The sequence below is a fragment of the Aurantiacibacter marinus genome (assembly GCF_001021555.1).
Taxonomy (GTDB): domain Bacteria; phylum Pseudomonadota; class Alphaproteobacteria; order Sphingomonadales; family Sphingomonadaceae; genus Alteraurantiacibacter; species Alteraurantiacibacter marinus.
In genome coordinates, this window is sequence record NZ_LDCP01000001.1 from 1,194,553 (window position 1) to 1,214,875 (window position 20,323).

Sequence of the window (20,323 nt, forward strand, 5' to 3'; positions counted from 1 at the left end):
ATAATGGCGCGTCTTTCTCCCTTGCACATACTTGTCCTGATGGGCGGCTGGGCTAACGAGCGTGAAGTTTCGCTCATGTCCGGCAAAGGTGTGGCTGATGCTCTGGAAAGCGCGGGGCATCGTGTGACTCGCCTCGATATGGACCGGGATGTTGCTGCGAAAATTGCCGAAGCTGCGCCCGATGTTGTGTTCAATGCACTCCACGGCGTTCCGGGGGAAGACGGCACGGTTCAGGGCATGCTTGATCTGATGGGGGTGCCCTATACGCACTCCGGCCTCGCCACCTCGGTTGTCGCCATCGACAAGGAATTGACCAAGCAGGCACTCGTCCCGCACGGCGTGCCTATGCCCGGCGGGCGCGTGGTAAAAAGCGCAGACCTGTTCGAAGCCGATCCGATTGCGCGGCCTTATGTGCTGAAGCCGGTGAACGAAGGTTCGTCTGTTGGCGTGGCGATCGTCATGGATGATAGTACCTACGGCAATCCAATCGCGCGCGATGCCAAGGGACCGTGGCAGGATTTCGAAAGCTTGCTGGCAGAGCCATATATTCGCGGCCGCGAAATGACGACAGCAGTGATCGACACGGCAGAAGGCGTGAAGGCGCTCGGCGTGACAGAGCTGATAATCGAGAGCGGGTTCTACGATTTCGAGCACAAGTATACCGAGGGACAAACAACCCACGTCTTCCCCGCCGATATCCCGGACAATATTGCCGCCCTTTGTCTCCGTTATGCGGAACGGGCACACCGCGTGCTGGGCTGCCACGGCACCAGCCGGACCGATTTCCGCTGGGATGACGAACGCGGCGAAGACGGATTGTTTGTGCTCGAAACCAACACGCAGCCCGGGATGACGCCGCTCAGTCTGGTGCCCGAGCAGGCGCGCTATTGCGGAATTGAATATCCCGATTTGTGCGAAATGATCGTCGAGGATGCGCTGCGCCGCACCGGTACGCTCCACTCGTCAGGCTCGGGCCAGGATTGATGGCGCGCAAAGTCACCCGCAACACCAAAGGTGTGCGCCGCCAGGCCCGGGCGCAGGGTAACAGCCGCCGTGTTCGCTCCGCGCGCAATACCGGCCAGTCGATCATCTGGCGGGCGCTTGGCATGTTGCCTTTCACGGACGAACAATTGCAAAAGGCCTTCACCGTGATGATCCTCGCGGGGGGCGTGGCCTTTGCACTGTTTCTTGCCAATGTTTCGGGCGCGAGCGCTGTGGCGTCCGACCGGTTCGCGCATGTCGCCTCCAATGCCGGTTACAAAGTCGGCAATGTCGAGGTAAATGGCACGCAGCGCATGAATGAAATGAGCGTTTATGAACGCGCGTTCGGACAGAACGATCTGGCGATGACGCGGGTGGATATGCACGGCCTGCGTGAAGAGCTGCTCGAACTGCCGTGGGTCCGGGATGCCCGGGTCTCGCGCCAACTGCCCTCAACGCTGGTGGTCGATATCATCGAACGCCAGCCCCATGCTGTATTGCAACGGCCAGACCGCCTGATGCTTATCGATCCCTCCGGTGTCGAACTGGAACCGATCAGCCGCGATGCAGCGAAGGATTATCTGTTGATCGAAGGGCCTGGCGCACAAGACCGCGTACGCGATTTGACCTCATTGCTCGACACCGCACCTGCATTGCAGTCGCAAGTGAAGGCTGCGGAATGGGTCGGCAATCGCCGGTGGAATTTGACGTTCATCACAGATCAGCGGCTCGCCCTGCCTGAAGGCGGAGACCGGGCTGCCGCGGCGCTTATAAGTTTTGCGCAGGCTGACGGCGTGCATCGCCTGATTGGCGGGCAGGCGGCCAGCTTCGACATGCGCAATGCGCCGCGCATGTACATGAATGTTCCGGGCCGCGCCGAGGCGCAGGAATTGGCCTTGGGGGAGGAAAGCTGATGGCATCCCAGCAGAGAATTACGCGTGTAATTGGTGCCGTGAATATCGGATCGTTCCGCATATCCGCCATGATCGCAGGAGTAACCGAAAGCGGTGAACTTCAGGTGCTGGGCAGCGGCCACCGCGCCAGCCAGGGCATCTCGCGAGGCTATGTAGTTGATATGGCAGCAGCAACCTACGCCGCGCGCGATGCCATTGACCGGGCCGAAAAGCTCGCCGGAACCAATGTCGAAAGCGTGTGGATCGGGTGTTCGGGGGCAGGTCTCGCCAGCGAAATCCGGCCTGTTGAAATTGCCATTGGTGGTCGCCGGATCGAGGAAGAGGATATTGAGGCGCTGCTGATGTCTGCGCGCGAAGCGATCGCGCCCGATGGCCGCACGGTGCTGCATGCCCAGCCGGCGTGTTATTTCCTTGATGGCGCGCACGGCGTTGCCAATCCGAAGGGGCTTCATGCCGAACGCTTGGGCGTGGATATCCACGTGATGCTTGCCGATGGCGCGCCGGTGCGAAATGTGACCGAGGCTGTGCAGAACGCACATTTCGATGTGGAAGGCGTGGTCGCCTCTCCGCTCGCCACCGGCCTTGCCTGCCTGACCGCAGAGGAACGCGATCTGGGCGTGGCGATGGTGGAATTTGGCGGTGAAGTAACCAATGTTTCCATCTATGCGGGCGGAATGCTGGTCGGTCTGACGGCCATCCCGCGCGGATCGAATGACATAACCGATGCCATCGCGAGCGCCTTTTCCATCCGCCGCTTTCAGGCAGAGCGGCTGAAATGCGTGAACGGCTCGGCCATCGCCAGCCCGACCGACCACCGCGAAATGATCCCGGTAACCGCTCCCGGTGAAGAAGGGCGCGGACCCGTCGCGCGCGGGGCGGATGACCGCAACCAGGTCCCGCGTGCGGAATTGATCGGCGTTATTACAGGAGAGCTGGACCTGCTGATGCGGGACATTGGCAAGGCACTGGAGGTTATGGGCTTCAAAGGCGGAAAACCTGGCTCTGCCGCCCGGCAGATCGCGATAACCGGTGGCGGCGCGGAAATGGCCGGCCTTGCAGATTACGCGCAGAGCACACTTGGCGTGCCTGTGCGGATTGGCCGCCCGGTCGCGCTGAAGGGACTGCCAGAGGCCCATTCCGCGCCCGGTTTCGCAACGCTGGCGGGCCTTGTTCTTTATGCTGCGGAAGATCCGATCGATATCCGTTCGGTCGGATCGCGCTTTACCAGCACGTCTACATATGGGCCGATTGCAACCGTCATGCGGGTCTGGTCGGCAATGAGGGAGTATTTCTGAACTTATGCACAATTGTGGATAGTGTCAGATTATATGTCACGCAGTGAATCGCTTTGTGGCACAGAGAAGTATTAACAACGATCACCGGACAGTTTTAGCTGCTTCCCGAGGGAACATCACCATGAGCATCAATATCGGCCCCCCTTCCGTCGAAGAACTCCGCCCCCGCATCACCGTGATCGGTGTAGGCGGTGCTGGTGGCAATGCCATCGCCAACATGATCGAGGCGGATATCGAGGGCGTCGATTTCATTGTCGCGAATACGGACGCACAGGCACTCAACACCTCCTCTGCCGAACATCGCATCCAGCTTGGCCCTGATATTACGCAGGGTCTGGGCGCAGGCTCGCGTCCCGAAGTCGGCCGTGCGGCTGCCGAAGAAACGACCGAGGAAATCGAACGCGCGCTGGAAGGCGTGAACATGGTGTTTATCGCGGCCGGTATGGGCGGCGGCACCGGGACCGGCGCTGCACCCGTAATCGCAAAGGTCGCGCGCGATCGCGGCATTCTGACAGTTGGCGTGGTGACGAAGCCATTCCTGTTCGAAGGCACGCGCCGGATGCGCAGCGCCGAGAACGGCATCGATGAATTGCAAAAGCATGTCGATACGCTGATCGTCATCCCCAACCAGAACCTGTTCCTTGTCGCCAAGGCGGAAACGACTTTCAAGGAAGCGTTCCTGCTGGCCGACGAAGTGTTGCAGCAGGGCGTGCGCTCCATCACCGATCTGATGGTGATGCCAGGCCTGATCAACCTCGATTTCGCCGATGTGCGCTCTGTCATGGGTGAAATGGGCAAGGCAATGATGGGCACTGGCGAAGGCGAGGGCGATAACCGGGCACTCGAAGCAGCCGAACGCGCCATCGCCAATCCGCTGCTGGATGGTGTCTCGATGCAGGGCGCCAAGGGCGTCATCATCTCCATCATCGGCGGCGAAGACATGAAGTTGCTGGAAGTAGACGAAGCCGCGAACCACATTCGCGAACTGGTCGATCAGGAAGCCAACATCATCTGGGGCAGCGCCTTCAATCCCGAGCTGGATGGCAAAATCCGCGTTAGCGTCGTCGCTACCGGGATTGAGCAAAGTGCGGAACAGATGGCCGAAAACACACGTCCGGTTGATTTGACTTCCGCGCGCGGCCCTTCACGTCCTGCAATCCCTATTCCCACCGATAATGATCTTTCGGATGACATGGATGAAGACGATGCGCTCGATCTTGGTGCCATGGAAGAGCAGGAAGACGAAGTTGTCCTTTCAGAAGCCGTGGATACCGCTGATACCTCGCTGCCCGAACCGGCTGGTGATGACAGTTTCGGTATGGACGATACAGGTTTTGGCAGCAGTGCCAGTGCTTCCGGTGACGGGGATGACACGTTTGACCTGACCTCCAGCGATGAGGAAGTGGAAGTAGAGCCAGAGATGGATGGTGCTACTGCAGATCAAAGCGATGACGCTGGCGGAGATGACGAGCTGTTGCTTGATGCTGATCGCCTTGCCGAGCAGGACGAGCCGGTCGAGCCGGGCACAGGTGGCCGCCGTGCGCGGATGCTGGGCGGAGCCGCAGCGCCGCATGACGCGGATGAAGACGGCGCATCGGTCGATACCGCGTCGTCCGCACCTGTGGCACCTGCCGCAGCCGCAGTCGGTGAAGCCGCGTCAGGAACGACCTTGTTCGAACGCATGGCAAACCTTTCGCGCCAGGGCAAAGCTGACGATACAGACAGCGAAGCGGACGAAGACGATGATGATGGCAGCGCCATGCGGATTCCGCGTTTCCTGGGCCGTCAGAACAACCAGTAATCGGACCAGCCGAACGAATTCGTTTTCGCTCGGTTCAGTGAAGACTGTATAGGGCGGGGTATATGAATCGTCCCCGCCCTATCAGTTTCATGCTCGCCGCAAGTGTGGCTTCGTTTACCCTTACATCGGCGTTGAACGCACCTGCGCATGCGCAGGAAGTGGTACAGGCGCTGCCCAATCCGGCCAGTGCTGAACTGAGCGATGCCTTGCGCCGCCTTTCGCGTAGCCCCGATAATGTGGCGGCTTTGGTTGATGCCGGACGCGCCTCTCTGGCGCTTGGCGATGTGAGCGGAGCGCTCAGCTTTCTTAGTCGTGCGCAGGCGCGGCGGCCCGAAGATGGCCGCGTCTTGACGGGACTGGCACTGGTCGCGGTTCGGCGCGGAGAAGGTATCACAGCGGTCCAGCTGTTCGACAACGCCAATGCGGCGGGCGCATCGCTGTCGGATGTCGCCGCCGAACGTGGGCTGGCCTATGATCTGATCGGCAATAATGCCCGCGCCCAGAGGCTCTACCGCCAAGCACTTTCTCGCCAGGCAAGCGACGAAGTCATTCGGCGACTGGCCCTTTCCTATGCCATTTCGGGTGATGCTGCGGCGTCGGAGGCGACCCTGTTGCCGCTCCTGCAACGGCAGGATCGCAGCGCATATCGCAGCCGCGCCTTCGCGCTGGCCATAATGGGCCGCGATACAGAGGCAGTTACGATTGCGGAAACAATGCTGCCTCCTCGCCTGTCAGGCCGGTTGGCGCCGTATTTGCGCTATATGCCGCGACTTACCCCCTCGCAGCAGGCCGCAGCCGCCAATCTTGGCCGTTTTCCGGCGGCCTCTCGGATCGGTCAGGACTCGCCGCAAATTGCTGCCTTGGCCGGAGGCGCAGGCCAAACCACCAGCGCTCCTGTGTCCGGTGGAGACCGCCTGACGCCAAGCGGTGCAGCGCTTGGTCCTGCACGGCAAGCTGCGGCGGAACCAGTGGTTGCGCCCCCAGCCTCCGCACCCGAGCCTGCACCTGTTCAGGCACCCGTTCAGGCACGTGTTCAGGCACCAACCCCGACACCCACTCCCGCGATATCAGGTGAGCTTCCTGCCATCACTACGTCCGAAGCGGTGCGCATGGCGGAAGCTGCGGTTCAGCCTACCGCCCAACCTACCATGCAACCGGCCTTTGAACGCCCGATACGACCGCCCCAACCAGCGCGCGAACAGTCCCCGGTAATTGTAGCAACTATCGGCGAAGATGCGGCCTTTCCAGCCGAGCAAGAGTCACGGCCTTCGTTTTCCTTGTCGGAGCCGGTGGCGCAGAGTTCTCCGATTTTCGAAGCTGAATCCGAACAGACAGCTGAACAGCTTGGCCTTGCGGAAGCATTCGCCGATTTCACCTTGCCGGGCCAGGGCCTGCCGGTCGCGCCCAGTGCGGGCGCGGTCGATATCACTGCGATCCAGCCTGCCCGCGAAGTTGTGGCACCGGCACCGGCACCGGCACCCACATCTCCGCCGCCGCCCGCAAACCCCAGCAGGCACTGGGTCCAGGTTGCAACCGGACAGGATGTCGGCGCATTCCGTTTCGACTGGCGCCGGATTGTGCGCGGTGCCGGCGGACTGCTGGATGGGCGAGAAGCTTACACAGCCCCGTGGAACCAGACCAACCGGCTGGTCACCGGTCCGTTCGAATCGCGTTCTGCAGCGCAAGCATTCATCGCCGAATTGGCTGAAGCTGGGGTGGATTCCTTCCGCTTCACCAGTGCCGCGGGTGAAGAGGTGGTTCCGCTGCGATGATCGGCTGCCCTAGGGCGAGGGCAATTTGTGCACACCTTGTGAACAACCCAGTCGAGTTTTGCCCGACCGTTTGACCCGCTTCGATTGCGCCAAAGATGCTTGCCGACGCATTAAGCCTTGCATGACATATGAACTGGCAAGGGCCCGATGAATACGGATCGCGCGACAATGGAACGGGCCGATGATGCGGCTCCGGTGGAGATGTTGACGGCGCTCTTCGAAGCCCATGGCTGGAGTCATGAGCAAGTCTCCGAAGACGAAGTTACCGTAGAGATTCCAGGGAGTTGGACGACCTATCAACTGCGCGCCGTATGGCGGCGGGAGGACCATGTCCTGCAATTGCTCTGCCTGCCCGAAATCCGCGTGAACGATGACAAGCGTACTCCTGCCTACGAATTGCTGGCGATGATCAACGAACAGTTATGGCTCGGTCATTTCGATATCTGGTCGCAGGGCGGAATGCTGCTGTATCGCCACGGTTTGATGCTGGGTGATGACGGGATGCTCAGCATCGACATGGCGCAGCACGCCATCGAATCCGCTGTTGCCGAATGCGATCGCTTCTACCCCGCGTTCCAATTCCTGTTGTGGGGTGACAAGAACCCGCGTGATGCACTGGACGCAGCACTGGTGGATGCAGCCGGAGAGGCTTAAACGGCGCTGCATGTCTTACGAATCCATCCTGATCGTCGGTTGCGGCAATATGGCCGGGTCCATGCTTGAAGGCTGGTTGGCTGCTGGCCTCCCGCAGAAACACTTCACGGTCGTCACGCCGACGCGGGAAAGCGTGCCCGGCGATGTCGAATTGCTTCGCGAAGTGCCGGACGGGCGCGATTTTGACGCTGTTCTGCTGGGCTTCAAGCCGTACATGCTCGCTAAAATTGCGCCCGCGTTGCAAGCTGTATGCGGGCCGCAAACGGCTGTGCTTTCCGTATTGGCAGGCGTTCAGCTGGATGTCCTGCGGGAACGCTTTCCGGCAGCAGGCGCGGTCGTTCGTGTGATGCCCAATCTGGCCTGCGCACTGGGCAAATCACCGGTCGCTCTGGCAGAGGAAGGTTTGAGCGAGCAGGGCCGTATCGAGCTTCTGGAATTGATCGACCATCTTGGGACGCCTGCCTGGGTGGGGGAAGACAAGTTCGACCTTGTGACAGCGCTTGCAGGAAGCGGTCCGGCCTTCGTCTACCGTTTTATCGATGCGCTGAGTGTTGCGGCTGTGCGGCTTGGCTTGCCAGAAGATCAGGCGCGCGAACTTGCTATCACCATGACAGAGGGCGCAGCCGCGCTCGCTGCCAGTTCGGAATATCCTCCGGGCAAGCTGGCGGACATGGTTGCCAGCCCTGGCGGGGTCACGCGGAAGGGCATGGATGTGCTCGATGATGGCGAAGCACTAACCCGCCTGATTACGGATACCCTGCGCGCAGCCCGTGACCGCAGCGTTGAAATGGCCCGAGAAGCCCGCGATTGAGCCGTTTCTTCGGTTAACCGGCGGTTTATCGAAAATCGACCGGTTTTGCTTGAAAATCATTCGCAAAAACCCGATATTGTTTTCAACCCGGCCCACTACGGAGAGGCCGGACAAAGGAGTTTGAAAACATGGCAAACTGGAACGACAACCGCACACGCCCTGAAGGGCTGGGTGTGGCGCCGAGCCAGATGGGTGACGTGACTGGCCGCACAAGCTTTGATGCGGGCCTGCGCAAGCACATGCTCTCGATTTACAATTATATGGCATCGGGCATCATGCTCACAGGCATTGTGGCCCTGCTGACTGCGCAAAGCGGCCTGGCGATCACATTTGCCCAGGGGCCGATGATGTGGCTGGTCGCACTGTCGCCGCTGGCGATCGTGTTCGCCATGAGTTTTGGCCGGAACAAGTTTTCGACAGCAACGCTGCAGGGAATGTTCTGGGGCTTTGCGGTTCTGATGGGCCTTTCGCTCTCGACGATCTTCCTGGTGTACACAGGCGGCTCGATTGCAGCGACGTTCTTCGCAACGGCTGGTGCTTTTGCCGGCCTCAGCCTGTTCGGCTACACCACGCAGAAGGACCTGTCCGGTATGGGCAGTTTCCTCATCATGGGTGTGATCGGCCTGATCATCGCGACTGTGATCAACATGTTCCTGGGATCCAGCACTCTTGAGCTGGCCATCAGTTTCCTTGGAGTGCTGATCTTCGCCGGACTGACGGCTTACGACACACAGCGTCTGAAGACGGAATATCTGACGATCCAGCAGATGAAGATGACCAATCCATCGGCGGCTGCTGCCTACCCGCTGGGCAAGATGGTCGTAATGGGTGCGCTGTCGCTCTACCTCGACTTCATCAACATGTTCCTCTTCCTGCTGCGCTTTATGGGCTCCGCCCGCGAATAGGATATGCCTTGGCGGCCCCATTGGTCGCACAAAGGATTCGTTTGAACGTGCCCGGGGTGCAAATCTGCGCTCCGGGCATTTTCTTTATTGTTTCGGCGGGTTAGTCAGCTTGGCTTAACGCCGATTGGGGAATGATCCCCGGCGAGAGGATTTTTGCGCGATATGAACCGTTCATTGAAACCCGAATGTTCGCCTGAGATGAAGGCTCCTGTGACGATCAGGTCTATTGCCGCGCGCGCCGTCTTTGCCGCCACGGCAACCGTTCTACTCGCCGCATGCGCAACGACGCCGCCTCCACCTCCGCCTCCCCCTCCTCCTCCTCCTCCGCCGCCGGTCGTGGAAGCCGTGCCCTATCGCCCGCTTCCGCCGCCACAGGCTGCGTACCAGATGACGATTCCGGCCAAGAACGCCTTTGGTATGCGGCAGACGGTCAACTCCATGCTGTCGCAGGACGAAGCGGTATGGCATTTCCGGTCTGGCTGGAACGTGGCGGCGCTTAATTGCACCCGCGATATCGATCAGCCTATCCTTGATGCCTACGCTGTCATGTTGCGGCAGGAGGCCAGGCTGTTGTCGTCTGTAAATACCCGCGTTGAAGCGCAGTTCCGCGAATCAACAGGCGGGTCGCGCCGTGATGCCTTGCTGGCGCGTGAAACGCATTCGACGGAGATGTATAATTACTTTGCATCGCCACCTGCGCGGCGCGACTTTTGCAGCACGGCCCTGGCTATAGCGAATGAGTATACGGCAGCGCAGCCAGCCGATTTCATGAGCTTCGCGCTCTCTGGGCTTCAGCGGTATGAAATGGCTTTTGAACAGTTCTTCAGCGCGTACGAGCAGTATCAACTCGCGTCGGCCGACTGGGATGCCCGTTACGGCGCCCAATATGGCCGGTCCCAGCCGGGTTGGGTCGCGATTTATGGCGATCGCGCGCAGCAGGCGGCAGCGGGCGTTGCCACGACTGGTCTTGTTCCTTTGGATCCGGTTTCTGTGCCCGACGCGGAAACGGGGGCAACGATTCCCATAATTCCTGTTGATCAAGCAGCGTCCGGCACCCCTGTTGTGCAGCCGTTGTCAGGTGAAGGAGTGGTCGTTCCGCCGCCCCCGTCAGCTGGTGATGACGCCGCGCAATAGGTCGATTTGCGGCTTCAGGACTACGGTCAGGCAAACTACAGGTCTTGCGATTGTCTTGTCGCGGCCCGATCTTGCGCCTATCGGACAAATTGAACATCTGCCCGAAACGGCAGGAAGCGCGACCATGCGCCCGCGACATGGGCAGATTTGTCTGTAAGCGAGGACAGCCAAGGGGGCTGATCACCTCGCTGGCGCCCCAGGAGACCACCAATTCATTTTCTCGACCAAGCCAAGATATTCCTCAAATCCGGACCCGGCGGTCCCGGAGCGGTCAGCTTTCGGCGTGAAAAGTACATCGAATATGGCGGCCCTGACGGCGGCAATGGCGGCAAAGGCGGCGATGTCATCATGGTGGCAGCACCGGGTCTCAACACGCTGATCGATTTCCGTTACGCACAGCATTTCAAAGCGAAGCGCGGCGGGCACGGCATGGGCCGGGACCGTTATGGCGCTGGCGCAAAAGATCTGGTGATCGAAGTGCCGGTGGGCACCCAGGTTCTGTCGGAAGACAAGGAAGAGGTCCTGTTCGACTTCACCCATGAAGGACAGACCGAGCTTTTGCTTGAAGGCGGATTGGGCGGGCGCGGTAACGCTGCCTATAAATCCTCCACCAACCGCGCTCCGCGTCAGCATCAGCCTGGTGAGCCGGGTGAGGAAATGTGGGTCTGGCTGCGCCTGAAACTGCTGGCAGACGTTGGCCTTGTCGGCTTGCCGAATGCGGGCAAATCGACCTTTATCAATGCCGTGTCCAATGCTGGCGCCAAAGTGGGCGCCTATGCCTTTACCACGCTGATCCCGAAACTGGGCGTCGTGCGCCACAAAGGGCGTGAGTTTGTGGTCGCGGATATCCCCGGTCTGATCGAGGGTGCAGCGGATGGCGCCGGTATCGGTGACCGTTTCCTGGGTCATATCGAGCGGTGCCGTGTGCTCGTCCACTTGATCGACATCAATGGCGATGATCCGGTCGAAGCCATGCGCATCGTTGAAGGCGAGCTGGAAGCTTACGGCGCAGCGCTGGAAGACAAGCCGCGCCTGATTGCGCTCAACAAGATGGATCTCGCTGACGCTGAATTGGGCGAAGCCTTTGCCGAAGAACTGATAGCTGCGGGCGCGGACAAGGTGTTCCCGGTATCGGGCGCGACCGGCCAGGGCATGGAAGCGCTGATGGATGCAGTGCTGGGTTATCTGCCCCATCGCACCATGACAGAGCAACCATCGGCGGAAATCGATGATGATGGCGTGATCGAAGATGACAAGCCCTGGTCGCCGATCTGAGGCCATGGCCGTAAGCGCAATCAGGGATATTGCCTCAGCACGCAGGCTGGTCGTGAAGATCGGGAGCGCGCTGCTGGTCGAAGACGGCAAGCCCGCCCTGTTGCGGTTGCAATCGCTCGCACAGGATTTGTGGGCGCTGCGTGAAGCGGGCGTCGAAATTATCGTGGTCAGTTCCGGCGCGATCGCGCTTGGCGCGGCGCGGTTGGGTCTGCCCAAGGGGGGGCGGGCCAGCCTTGCCGATGCGCAGGCTGCCGCATCGGTCGGCCAAGTTGTGTTGGCGCAGTTATGGGCAGAAGCGCTGGGCAAGCACGATCTCACAGCGGCTCAGATGCTGGTAACCCTGGGTGATCTGGAAGACCGGCGGCGTTATCTCAATGCGGCAGCAACGCTGGAACGGTTGCTGGAAGCCGGCGCTGTGCCGGTGGTCAACGAAAATGACAGCGTTGCGACCGAAGAAATCCGGTTTGGCGATAATGATCGGCTGGCCGCCCGCGTAGCGCAGGCGGCAGGGGCTGATGCGGTGTTGCTGCTTTCCGATGTGGATGGCCTGTATGACCGTCCGCCGGGCCAAGCCGGTGCCCGGTTGATCGAACGGATCGAAGGGGTCACGCCGGAAATCATCGCCATGGCAAGCGACGGGTCCAGTTCTGGCCTCGGCTCTGGCGGGATGACCTCCAAATTGCAGGCTGCCCGGATAGCAGAGCGTGCAGGGATTATGCTTGGCATTATCAATGGTACGTATGAATCGCCAATTGCCAATGCGATCGCTGCAAATCGCGGAACGGTGTTCTTGCCGGTTCGGACGGACAACGCGCGCAAGGCCTGGCTTGGCGGACGCCTGGCCCCTGAAGGTGTGCTGACAGTCGATGCCGGATGCGTGGATGCGCTGGGCAATGGCGCAAGTTTGCTGGCCGCCGGATTGACCGATGTTGACGGCGCATTTCAACGCGGCGCGCTTGTCAGTCTGCACGGCCCGAATGGTGAACGGTTGGGGCAGGGCCTCGTCGAATACAGCGCAGAGGAATGCCGAGCGATCCTTGGTCTGCAAGGCAGCGAACAAGAGGATCGGCTGGGTTACGCGCCGCGTGCCGCAGTTGTACACCGTGATCATATGGTTCGCGGATGAGCGGCGCAAAAACCCTAGCGCTGACTGGAGGGACCGGCTTCGTCGGTCAGGCGGTGTTGGATGAAGCGGCGCGGCGCGGCCTTTCGGTCCGCGCGCTTGCTCGCCGCGAACAGGATCCGCGCCAAGGTGTCGAGTGGGTCAGGGGTGATCTTTCGTCCGCTGATGCGCTCGGACGGCTGATGAAAGGCTGCGACACGGTGCTGCATATTGCCGGGGTGGTGAATGCGCCGGATGAAGCAGGATTTCTTGCGGGTAATGTAGAAGGCACGCAGAATGTGGCGGAGGCCGCGAGGCAGGCCGATGTGCCGCGCTTTGTCCATGTGTCTTCACTGGCCGCGCGTGAGCCGGGGCTGTCCGATTACGGGCGATCCAAACGTCTCGCTGAAGAAGTTGTGCAAGTGAGCGGCCTGGACTGGACCATTGTTCGCCCCCCCGCCGTTTACGGGCCCCGCGATACGGAAATGTTCGAGCTGTTCCGAGCTGCACGCTGGCGTTTTTTGCCAATGCCGCCGCCAGGGCGGACTTCGATTATCCATGTCGATGATCTTGCCCGGCTGCTGCTAAGCCTGCTTGCGTCACCTCCCATAGTGCAGGACCGGATATTCGAACCGGACGATGGGGCAGCGGGAGGTTTTACGCACAAGGAACTTGCGCGGGCTATCGGCAAGGCAATGGGCAAAGGCGTTTGGGCGCCTAGTCTTCCAGGCAAATGGCTTGCCGGGGCCGCCCGAATTGACCGCGCCCTGCGGGGTGAAAAGGCCAAATTGACGCCAGACCGGGCCCGTTACATGTCCCATCCTGATTGGGTGTCCGATCCCGAAAAGCGCGTTCCGGCTGCAATCTGGGAAGCTGTTATAAAGACAGATCAAGGGCTTGCAGCCACTGCGAAGTGGTACCGCGATACGGGCTGGTTGTGATGTCACGGCAATTGTTCGGTCCGGTCACTTGCTATTAAGTTTTCAATTGTTACGCTCCAGCTAGGGATTTTCGGGGATTGTTGCCGAAAAAGAAAAAGGGGGGCTTCATGGCAAAGAGAACTCGGCCGGTTTCACGGCGTTCATTCGTTGGACTTATTACAGGCGCAGCGGCGGCGACAGTCATCAGCGCGCCAGCATCGGCGCAGCGCAGCTATACTGACAGCGATTCAGGCTCGAACGCTGATCCTGCAGGTGGCGGACGTTCAGGAATAACGGACAGCGATACCGGCAATTACGCCGATCGAGCAGGCAACGGCCGCGGAAGCCGCAGCGGTCTGACGGACAGCGATACTGGATCCTATGCCGATTCCGCCGGAAATGGCCGCGGTAGAAGCACGGAACTGACAGATAGCGACAGCGGCAACTATGCCGATCCTGCCGGAAATGGCCGGGGCAACAGCTCTGGACAGACAGACAGCGATAGCGGCAAATACGCTGATCCTGCCGGCAATGGTCGCGGTAGCTCAGGAACGACCGATGCCGATAACGGTTCGAACCGCGATTGCGCCGGGCGAGGCCGTGGCAATGCTACCGGTGAAACGGATAGTGATTCCGGATCCTATGCCGATTCAGGTGGCAATGGCCGGACCGGAAGGACAGATTCCGACCCGACCGATTCATCGGGCTATGGCCGCGGCCGGGGTTCCTGCGCTTCATGATAGAGGTCCACGTGGCTTTGGCCTCCCCTACAGGAGGCCCTTAAGCTTTCCTATGCGGGGGCGGCGGCCTAACTTATTGCGCTGACAGTACCAAAAACTTCAGTCGCACTTGCAAAGCTGTTCCCGTGCGATAGGCATCACATCGGGCTCTTCGACACACGTCGGGGAAGGGATGTAAATTGGGGGCATAATGGCCAAAAAAGCACAATCAGTTTCACGCCGTTCGTTCGTTGGTCTAATTACCGGCGCCGCAGCGACCACAGTAATCGCCACGCCAGTTATGGCGCAAAGCTCTGGCGTCACAGACAGTGACACTGGCCGCGGCGAGGACCTGGCGGGCAATGGTCGTAACCGAAATGTCACCGATTACGACACCGGTACCAATCGCGACTGCGCTGGTCTCGGTCGTGGCAACATCACTGGAGATTCAGACCGCGATTCCGGCCGCAGCGGCGATGTGCGTGGCAATGGCCGCAGTGGCCGGTCTGATCAGGACGGGTCCGACCGTGCCGGTTACGGCCGTGGCCCTAGTCGTCGTGGCGCTGGCCCTCGTGGCACCTGCCCTTAGTAAGCTAGATATCCTTTCCCTTGGTCTTCCCCAAGGGTGATATTTGGACTGTCTTAATCGTGGTCGCGGCACCGGCAGTGGCCATACGAACTGAGATCCGCGATATGAAAGGGGCCATGGCCGGCCAAGCTGCGCAGGGCCACGTCCACCAAACGGGTAAGCGTCTCATTATCTGATATTGTGGGGACGGATCCGAAAATTCGGCTTCCGACCCTTCGTATTTCTGCACTAGGCTGGAAGTATTCCATGACAGACAAATCCCCGGTAACCGGCGCGCTGGAAAAGCTTATTGCCCCGCTTTCCGCCGATGAATTTTTTGCCCAGTATTACGAACGGTCTGTCTTTCGCAGTCCGGTCAAGCATCCGGACATTGTCGATCTGCTGAGCCTTGATCGCATCGACGAGATTATCTCTGACAGCGAATTGCCCGCCACCGCAATCGGGATGGCGAAATCCGGTCAGGGGCTGGAGTCTTCCGAATTCATCGGCGGCAACAATGCAGTAGATCGTGGCGCGGTGCTGGACAATTTCCGCAACGGAGCGACGATTATCCTGCCGCAGCTGCATTTCGCCGACGGGAAGCTGTACAGTTTCTGCCTCGGGCTGGAGCGGGAATTTGGCGCACGGGTGCAAACAAATGTCTATCTCACTCCGCCAGAGGCACATGGTTTTGGCGTGCATTACGACAATCACGATGTCTTTGTGATCCAGGTCAGCGGAGCCAAGGAGTGGGAAATTTACGGGAGCCGTGATGGCCTGCCGTTCCGCGGCGAAGGCTTCCGCAAAGGCGTGGATGAAACGGGCGAGTTGAAAGAGAAATTCGTCCTGTCTGCGGGAGAGTGCCTGTATGTGCCGCGTGGGACTGCGCACCGCGCACCCAATCACGGCAATGAGCCCAGCCTGCACATCACCGTTGGCATTCTTGTCCAGACATGGGCTGAATTCATGCTGGAAGCGGTGGCGGAGGCGAGCCTGCGTATCCCGGCCATGCGCAATTCCTTACCGCGTGACATGTTCTTCGACCGGGACAAGGCGCTGGCCGAGCATGCTGGCATGTTCCGGCAATTATCGGATGAACTTGCTGCCAAGGCCGATTTCGAAACTACGCTCAACGTGTTCTCGGGCAATTTCGTGCGGGCGCAGGGACCGCGCGTTCGCGGTGCGCTGTTGGCGCTCGCTGAAGGGATTGGCTCGGATGATGTGCTGCATGTGCGTGACCACATTCTCTACAGCTTTGAAACGACGCCCGCTGCCGATGGGGAAGGTGAAGAGCTTCAGATTGTGCTTTCAGGATCCAGCATTCCGTTATCGGACAAGCTGGGTGCGCAATTGCAGGAGCGGCTCTCGTCCGGCAGTCTCCGCAAGAGCCAGTTCGATGTCAGCGACGCAGAGGAACTGGAAGACGTGATCGGAACGCTTGTCGCCTACGGATTGCTGATCCGCTGAAGCGAAGGCTTTACAGGAACGGTTCGTAGCCCGGTGGGAGCGCGCCGTCGTCCGCGTCAGCATTGCCAGGCGAGTGGATGCCGCATTCGGTCTTGTCCCACCCGCGCCAGCGTCCGGCACGCGGGTCTTCTCCGGGTGCGACTGGCGAAGTGCAAGGCTCGCACCCGACCGACAGGAAACCCTTGGCCTCCAGCGGGTGGCGCGGCAGATCACGCTCTACGAAATATGCTTCCAGATCCGCCTTCACCCAGTCGCCCAGCGGGTTAAGCTTCAGGCGGCCCTCTTCGATTTCGAAGCGCGGGATGTCCTGCCGTGTTACCGACTGGAATGCCTTGCGACCGGAAATCCAGCTATCCAGCCCGGCTTTGGCGCGGGCCATCGGTTCTACCTTGCGGATCGCGCAGCAGCCATCGGGATCGTAGGACCACCGCAGCCCCGTCTCGTCCTTTGCCGCCAGAACGGCAGGATCCGGCTGGACTACGGATGTATTGCGCAGGCCAAGCCGCTCAATCAAAGCGTCGCGGTAGGCCAGGGTTTCCTCGAACATTTTCAGCGTATCGACAAAGACCACCGGCACAGTGGGATCTGCGCGGGCGACGAGGTCCAGCAACACCGCGCTTTCAGTACCGAAGCTGGATACGACAGCGACTTCGCCCAGCAGATTTTCCGCAAACAGGACGCGCAGCATATCGAGTGTTCCAACGCCGGTGAAGCGGGCATTAAGTGCATCAGCGTCGGCCTGTGTAAACGCAGGCCCGGTTTCGATCCGGTCGATGTCGCGCGCAGGTTCACCCATGCCGCAATTTCCAGATTGGAACAGCCTCGTCGGCGGCGGGCTGATAGACATGTGGCCAGCGGGCAAGGGCGTTTGCAACATCGCCCTCATCCAGCGGCTGATCGGGCGCGAAAGCATCAAACCCGCAGCGGCGCATATAGGCGATCTGATCCACCAGCACATCGCCCACGGCGCGCAGTTCGCCGGTGTAGCCATTTTCGCGCAAGAGGCGGGCTGCGGAATAGCCGCGCCCATCTCCGTAAACGGGGAAGTTCACTTCGATTAGTCTGATGCGCGGCAGGTGCGGCAGCAAGTCGCGCGCGTCATCGCCCGGTTCCACGCGCACGGCGCTGGCATCGGCCTGCTCCAGGAACGCATCGACGGTCACCTGTGCGCCGTCTGGCGCTTCATCGTCGCGGAAGCGCAGCTGAACTTCGTCGCGGCCAGTACCAAGATCAGTACCAAGATCAGTACCAAGATCAGTACCAAGATCAGTACCAAGATCAGTGCCCGTATCGGAATCAGCCATAAAGCGCCTCCTTGAAGCTATCCATGCCAATGCGGCGGTATGTATCGAGGAAGCGTTCGCCATCCTGGCGCTTTTCGAGATAGACATCGGCAACCGTTTCGACCGCCGCGATAATGCCTGCCTCGTCAAAGCCGCGCCCGGTGATCTTGGCGAGAGCGACATCTTCCGCTTCGCTGCCACCAAGCAGCAGCTGATAGTTTTCGACGCCTTTCTTATCGACGCCAAGAATACCGACATGGCCTGCGTGGTGGTGCCCGCAGGCGTTGATGCAGCCGGAGATCTTGAGCTTCAATTCGCCCAGAGCTTCTCCCTTGCCGCTGGCGGCGAAGCGTTCCGAAATTTTCTGCGCCACGGGGATGGAGCGGGCATTGGCAAGGCTGCAATAATCAAGGCCGGGGCATGCGATGATATCGCCGATCTGGTCCAGATTGGGCGCGCCAAGGCCTGCTGCCTCCAGCTTGGTCCAGAGTTCGTGCAGCCGTCCGATTTCGACATGTGGCAGCAGGATGTTCTGGGTGTGCATCACGCGGCATTCGTCGAACGAATATTCGCGGGCGAGGTCTGCCATCAGATGCATTTGTTCTGCGCTGGCATCACCGGGAATACCGCCGACCGGCTTCAGGCTGATAACAGCAGAGACATAGCCGGGTGCCTTGTGGGCCACGCAATTGCGGTCGATCCACAGCGCGAAGTCCGGGTCCGACCGGTCTGCGCGATCTGTCAATCCGCTGGCAAATGCAGGGGCATCAAAATACGGCTTGATCCGCTCCAGCTCGGCCAAGGGCGGTTCCACGCCCTGTTCCAGAAGGTGGGCGAATTCCGCTTCGACTTGCCGGGTATATTCCTCAGCGCCCATTTCGTGGACGAGGATCTTGATGCGGGCCTTGTACTTGTTGTCGCGGCGACCGTGGCGGTTGTAGACGCGCAAACACGCCTCCGAATAGGTCACCAGCTGATCAAGCGGCACGAAATCGCGGATCAGCGGTGCAATCATCGGCGTACGGCCCATCCCGCCGCCGACATAGAATGCTGCGCCCAATTCGCCCGCCTCATTGCGCACGAGATTGATGCCGATATCGTGAAGCCGCATCGCTGCTCGGTCCTTGTCAGACGCAATAACGGCGATCTTGAACTTGCGCGGCAAATAACTGAATTCAGGATGAAAACTGGACCATTGGCGTAGCAATTCTGCATAAGGGCGCGGGTCCACACGCTCGTCCCCGGCAGCGCCAGCGAAATGGTCTGAACTGATGTTGCGGATGCAATTGCCGCTGGTCTGGATGGCGTGCATTTCGACCTTGGCGAGGTCCGCCAGAAGGTCGCCTGCTTCCTCCAGCTTGATCCAGTTGTACTGGATGTTCTGCCGCGTGGTGAAGTGGGCGTAACCCTTGTCATATTTGTCGGCGATGTCCGCCAGCGCGTGCATCTGTGTGCCGTTCAGCGTGCCATAGGGGATGGCGACGCGCAGCATGTAGGCGTGCAATTGCAGATACAGCCCGTTCATCAGCCGCAGCGGCTTGAACTGGTCTTCTGTCAACTTGCCTTCGAGGCGGCGGTGGCACTGGTCGCGAAATTCCTCGACACGCGCATCCACCATCGCCTGATCATATTGGTCATATTTGTACATCAGATTACCCAGTCCCAGCCGTTTTTCTCGGCTGCTTTATATCCAAGGTCGGGGCGCACAGTGGGGCCGAGCGCACGTACGCGGTCCTTGATATGCGCAGGGCGCGGCCCGCCATCTGTTGCCTCTGCGGCGATTGCGTAGGCGGCGTTGACGCGGCGCGCCGATTCCTCGCGGGCGAGAATTTCGGCGGCTTCTTCGCCAGCATCGGCGGCATCGGCGATGTGGAGCGACCAGCCTTGGCCATCCCACCACACGACCGCGCCGGTCTTCAGATCGTTACCAGTCAGGATTTTCACGCTGCAACCTCCGCTGCAATTTGTTCGAGTGCGGCGTTTTCGCGCGCGGTCACTTCGCCAATTATGATGAGCGCCGGGCTTTGCACCGCCTCCGCCTCGACCAGATCGGGCAAGGCGGCCAGCGGTCCGCGCAGCACGCGCATTTCCGGGCGGCAGGCGTTTTCAATGACGGCCACCGGCATGCTCGGCGCAAGGCCATCTGCCATGAGTTTCTCAGCGATTTGCGGGGCGGTTTTGACGCCCATGTAGATCACCAACGTGCGCCCCTTGCCTGCAAGTCCGGCCCAGTCCTGATCGGACAGGCCCTTGCACTGGCCCGCCACAAAGCTGACGATGCTGGCGCTGTCGCGGTGGGTAAGGGCGATACCGGAAGCCGCCGCTGCGCCGTTGGCAGCGGAAATGCCCGGAACGACCTCAACGCGTACGCCATAAGCCTTGGCTGCTTCCATTTCCTCTCCGCCGCGGCCGAACACAAACGGGTCGCCCCCTTTCAGCCGCACGACATCGCGTCCAGCCTGTGCCTCGCGGACCAGAAGGGCGTTTATGTCCTCCTGCGGGAGAGTGTGTTTGGAGCGTTGCTTCGCGACAGAAATCAGCCGTGCACCGGGCCGCGCCAGTGCCAGAATGGCAGGATCGACCAGCCCATCGTGAACGATGAGCCGGGCATTTTCGATCAGCCGCGCCGCGCGCAAGGTCAGCAGGTCAGGATCACCCGGACCTGCTCCGACAAGATGTATGGTGCCAGTTTGCATGGCAGCTAAATGGACGCGGGGCGCCA

At 60.4% G+C, this 20,323-nt stretch carries 20 protein-coding genes; 15 read left to right on the top strand and 5 right to left on the bottom strand.

The features are described 5' to 3' along the window. Positions 1-3: 3 nt before the first annotated feature. The 15 genes from AB731_RS05700 (at position 4) to AB731_RS05770 (ending at position 16,318) form a co-directional block, all read left to right on the top strand. Entirely contained in the window at positions 4-984 is a 981-nt protein-coding gene (locus tag AB731_RS05700) for a D-alanine--D-alanine ligase (protein WP_047092073.1), read from the top strand. Beyond that, positions 984-1,895, top strand: a complete 912-nt coding sequence (locus tag AB731_RS05705) for a cell division protein FtsQ/DivIB (RefSeq protein ID WP_047092072.1) — start codon at positions 984-986, stop codon at positions 1,893-1,895. Before AB731_RS05700 ends, AB731_RS05705 begins: the two co-directional genes overlap by 1 nt. Then, positions 1,895-3,190 carry a cell division protein FtsA gene (gene ftsA / locus AB731_RS05710; RefSeq protein WP_047092071.1) on the top strand — a complete coding sequence of 432 codons (1,296 nt, stop codon included), beginning with the start codon at positions 1,895-1,897 and terminating at the stop codon, positions 3,188-3,190. Before AB731_RS05705 ends, ftsA begins: the two co-directional genes overlap by 1 nt. Positions 3,191-3,311: 121 nt before the next feature. Then, positions 3,312-4,991 (top strand): cell division protein FtsZ, encoded by a 1,680-nt coding sequence (ftsZ, locus tag AB731_RS05715; protein WP_047092070.1) that lies wholly within the window; start codon positions 3,312-3,314, stop codon positions 4,989-4,991. A gap of 62 nt (positions 4,992-5,053) precedes the next feature. Next, positions 5,054-6,763 carry an SPOR domain-containing protein gene (locus AB731_RS05720; protein ID WP_156167372.1) on the top strand — a complete coding sequence of 570 codons (1,710 nt, stop codon included), beginning with the start codon at positions 5,054-5,056 and terminating at the stop codon, positions 6,761-6,763. A gap of 147 nt (positions 6,764-6,910) precedes the next feature. Continuing rightward, positions 6,911-7,417, top strand: coding sequence for a type III secretion system chaperone family protein (locus tag AB731_RS05725; protein ID WP_047092068.1), 507 nt, complete (start codon positions 6,911-6,913; stop codon positions 7,415-7,417). Between the two features lie 10 nt (positions 7,418-7,427). Continuing rightward, entirely contained in the window at positions 7,428-8,228 is an 801-nt protein-coding gene (locus tag AB731_RS05730) for a pyrroline-5-carboxylate reductase family protein (RefSeq protein WP_047092067.1), read from the top strand. Between the two features lie 128 nt (positions 8,229-8,356). Further along, the gene (locus tag AB731_RS05735; protein ID WP_047092066.1) at positions 8,357-9,133 is read left to right on the top strand and encodes a Bax inhibitor-1/YccA family protein; all 777 of its coding nucleotides are present in this window, start codon (positions 8,357-8,359) and stop codon (positions 9,131-9,133) included. 162 nt (positions 9,134-9,295) lie between these two features. Continuing rightward, a complete protein-coding gene (locus AB731_RS05740; RefSeq protein WP_156167373.1) occupies positions 9,296-10,267 on the top strand; it encodes a hypothetical protein in 972 nt (323 codons plus the stop codon). Positions 10,268-10,477: 210 nt separating this feature from the next. Then, entirely contained in the window at positions 10,478-11,542 is a 1,065-nt protein-coding gene (gene obgE / locus AB731_RS05745; protein WP_047092065.1) for a GTPase ObgE, read from the top strand. A gap of 4 nt (positions 11,543-11,546) precedes the next feature. Beyond that, positions 11,547-12,668 carry a glutamate 5-kinase gene (proB, locus tag AB731_RS05750; RefSeq protein WP_047092974.1) on the top strand — a complete coding sequence of 374 codons (1,122 nt, stop codon included), beginning with the start codon at positions 11,547-11,549 and terminating at the stop codon, positions 12,666-12,668. Beyond that, complete coding sequence (locus AB731_RS05755; protein WP_047092064.1) at positions 12,665-13,585, top strand: NAD-dependent epimerase/dehydratase family protein; 921 nt, start codon at positions 12,665-12,667, stop codon at positions 13,583-13,585. Before proB ends, AB731_RS05755 begins: the two co-directional genes overlap by 4 nt. 107 nt (positions 13,586-13,692) lie before the next feature. Then, a complete protein-coding gene (locus AB731_RS05760) occupies positions 13,693-14,304 on the top strand; it encodes a hypothetical protein (protein WP_047092063.1) in 612 nt (203 codons plus the stop codon). Between the two features lie 190 nt (positions 14,305-14,494). Beyond that, complete coding sequence (locus AB731_RS05765; protein ID WP_052768807.1) at positions 14,495-14,872, top strand: hypothetical protein; 378 nt, start codon at positions 14,495-14,497, stop codon at positions 14,870-14,872. 246 nt (positions 14,873-15,118) lie between these two features. Next, a complete protein-coding gene (locus tag AB731_RS05770) occupies positions 15,119-16,318 on the top strand; it encodes a cupin domain-containing protein (RefSeq protein WP_047092062.1) in 1,200 nt (399 codons plus the stop codon). A gap of 10 nt (positions 16,319-16,328) precedes the next feature. Here AB731_RS05770 and AB731_RS05775 read toward each other — a convergent pair whose 3' ends face one another. The 5 genes from AB731_RS05775 to cobA are packed head-to-tail and all read right to left on the bottom strand — an operon-like array spanning position 16,329 to position 20,297. Further along, the gene (locus AB731_RS05775) at positions 16,329-17,114 is read right to left on the bottom strand and encodes a phosphoadenylyl-sulfate reductase (RefSeq protein ID WP_047092061.1); all 786 of its coding nucleotides are present in this window, start codon (positions 17,112-17,114) and stop codon (positions 16,329-16,331) included. Continuing rightward, positions 17,107-17,622 (bottom strand): DUF934 domain-containing protein, encoded by a 516-nt coding sequence (locus AB731_RS05780; protein WP_082126354.1) that lies wholly within the window; start codon positions 17,620-17,622, stop codon positions 17,107-17,109. Before AB731_RS05780 ends, AB731_RS05775 begins: the two co-directional genes overlap by 8 nt. Continuing rightward, the gene (locus AB731_RS05785; protein ID WP_047092060.1) at positions 17,615-19,249 is read right to left on the bottom strand and encodes a nitrite/sulfite reductase; all 1,635 of its coding nucleotides are present in this window, start codon (positions 19,247-19,249) and stop codon (positions 17,615-17,617) included. Before AB731_RS05785 ends, AB731_RS05780 begins: the two co-directional genes overlap by 8 nt. Further along, entirely contained in the window at positions 19,249-19,545 is a 297-nt protein-coding gene (locus AB731_RS05790) for a DUF2849 domain-containing protein (RefSeq protein WP_047092059.1), read from the bottom strand. The genes AB731_RS05785 and AB731_RS05790 overlap by 1 nt, the downstream gene beginning before the upstream one ends. Next, positions 19,542-20,297 (bottom strand): uroporphyrinogen-III C-methyltransferase, encoded by a 756-nt coding sequence (gene cobA / locus AB731_RS05795; RefSeq protein WP_082126355.1) that lies wholly within the window; start codon positions 20,295-20,297, stop codon positions 19,542-19,544. The genes AB731_RS05790 and cobA overlap by 4 nt, the downstream gene beginning before the upstream one ends. Positions 20,298-20,323 lie beyond the last annotated feature (26 nt).

Excerpts from the sequence above, each read along its gene's own strand:
- AB731_RS05700 (WP_047092073.1), top strand. The coding sequence starts at position 4 with ATGGCGCGTCTTTCTCCCTTGCACATACTTGTCCTGATGGGCGGCTGG.
- AB731_RS05705 (WP_047092072.1), top strand. The coding sequence starts at position 984 with ATGGCGCGCAAAGTCACCCGCAACACCAAAGGTGTGCGCCGCCAGGCC.
- ftsA (WP_047092071.1), top strand. The coding sequence starts at position 1,895 with ATGGCATCCCAGCAGAGAATTACGCGTGTAATTGGTGCCGTGAATATC.
- ftsZ (WP_047092070.1), top strand. The coding sequence starts at position 3,312 with ATGAGCATCAATATCGGCCCCCCTTCCGTCGAAGAACTCCGCCCCCGC.
- AB731_RS05720 (WP_156167372.1), top strand. The coding sequence starts at position 5,054 with ATGAATCGTCCCCGCCCTATCAGTTTCATGCTCGCCGCAAGTGTGGCT.
- AB731_RS05725 (WP_047092068.1), top strand. The coding sequence starts at position 6,911 with ATGAATACGGATCGCGCGACAATGGAACGGGCCGATGATGCGGCTCCG.
- AB731_RS05730 (WP_047092067.1), top strand. The coding sequence starts at position 7,428 with ATGTCTTACGAATCCATCCTGATCGTCGGTTGCGGCAATATGGCCGGG.
- AB731_RS05735 (WP_047092066.1), top strand. The coding sequence starts at position 8,357 with ATGGCAAACTGGAACGACAACCGCACACGCCCTGAAGGGCTGGGTGTG.
- AB731_RS05740 (WP_156167373.1), top strand. The coding sequence starts at position 9,296 with ATGAACCGTTCATTGAAACCCGAATGTTCGCCTGAGATGAAGGCTCCT.
- proB (WP_047092974.1), top strand. The coding sequence starts at position 11,547 with ATGGCCGTAAGCGCAATCAGGGATATTGCCTCAGCACGCAGGCTGGTC.
- AB731_RS05755 (WP_047092064.1), top strand. The coding sequence starts at position 12,665 with ATGAGCGGCGCAAAAACCCTAGCGCTGACTGGAGGGACCGGCTTCGTC.
- AB731_RS05760 (WP_047092063.1), top strand. The coding sequence starts at position 13,693 with ATGGCAAAGAGAACTCGGCCGGTTTCACGGCGTTCATTCGTTGGACTT.
- AB731_RS05765 (WP_052768807.1), top strand. The coding sequence starts at position 14,495 with ATGGCCAAAAAAGCACAATCAGTTTCACGCCGTTCGTTCGTTGGTCTA.
- AB731_RS05770 (WP_047092062.1), top strand. The coding sequence starts at position 15,119 with ATGACAGACAAATCCCCGGTAACCGGCGCGCTGGAAAAGCTTATTGCC.
- AB731_RS05775 (WP_047092061.1), bottom strand. The coding sequence starts at position 17,114 with ATGGGTGAACCTGCGCGCGACATCGACCGGATCGAAACCGGGCCTGCG.
- AB731_RS05780 (WP_082126354.1), bottom strand. The coding sequence starts at position 17,622 with ATGGCTGATTCCGATACGGGCACTGATCTTGGTACTGATCTTGGTACT.
- AB731_RS05785 (WP_047092060.1), bottom strand. The coding sequence starts at position 19,249 with ATGTACAAATATGACCAATATGATCAGGCGATGGTGGATGCGCGTGTC.
- cobA (WP_082126355.1), bottom strand. The coding sequence starts at position 20,297 with ATGCAAACTGGCACCATACATCTTGTCGGAGCAGGTCCGGGTGATCCT.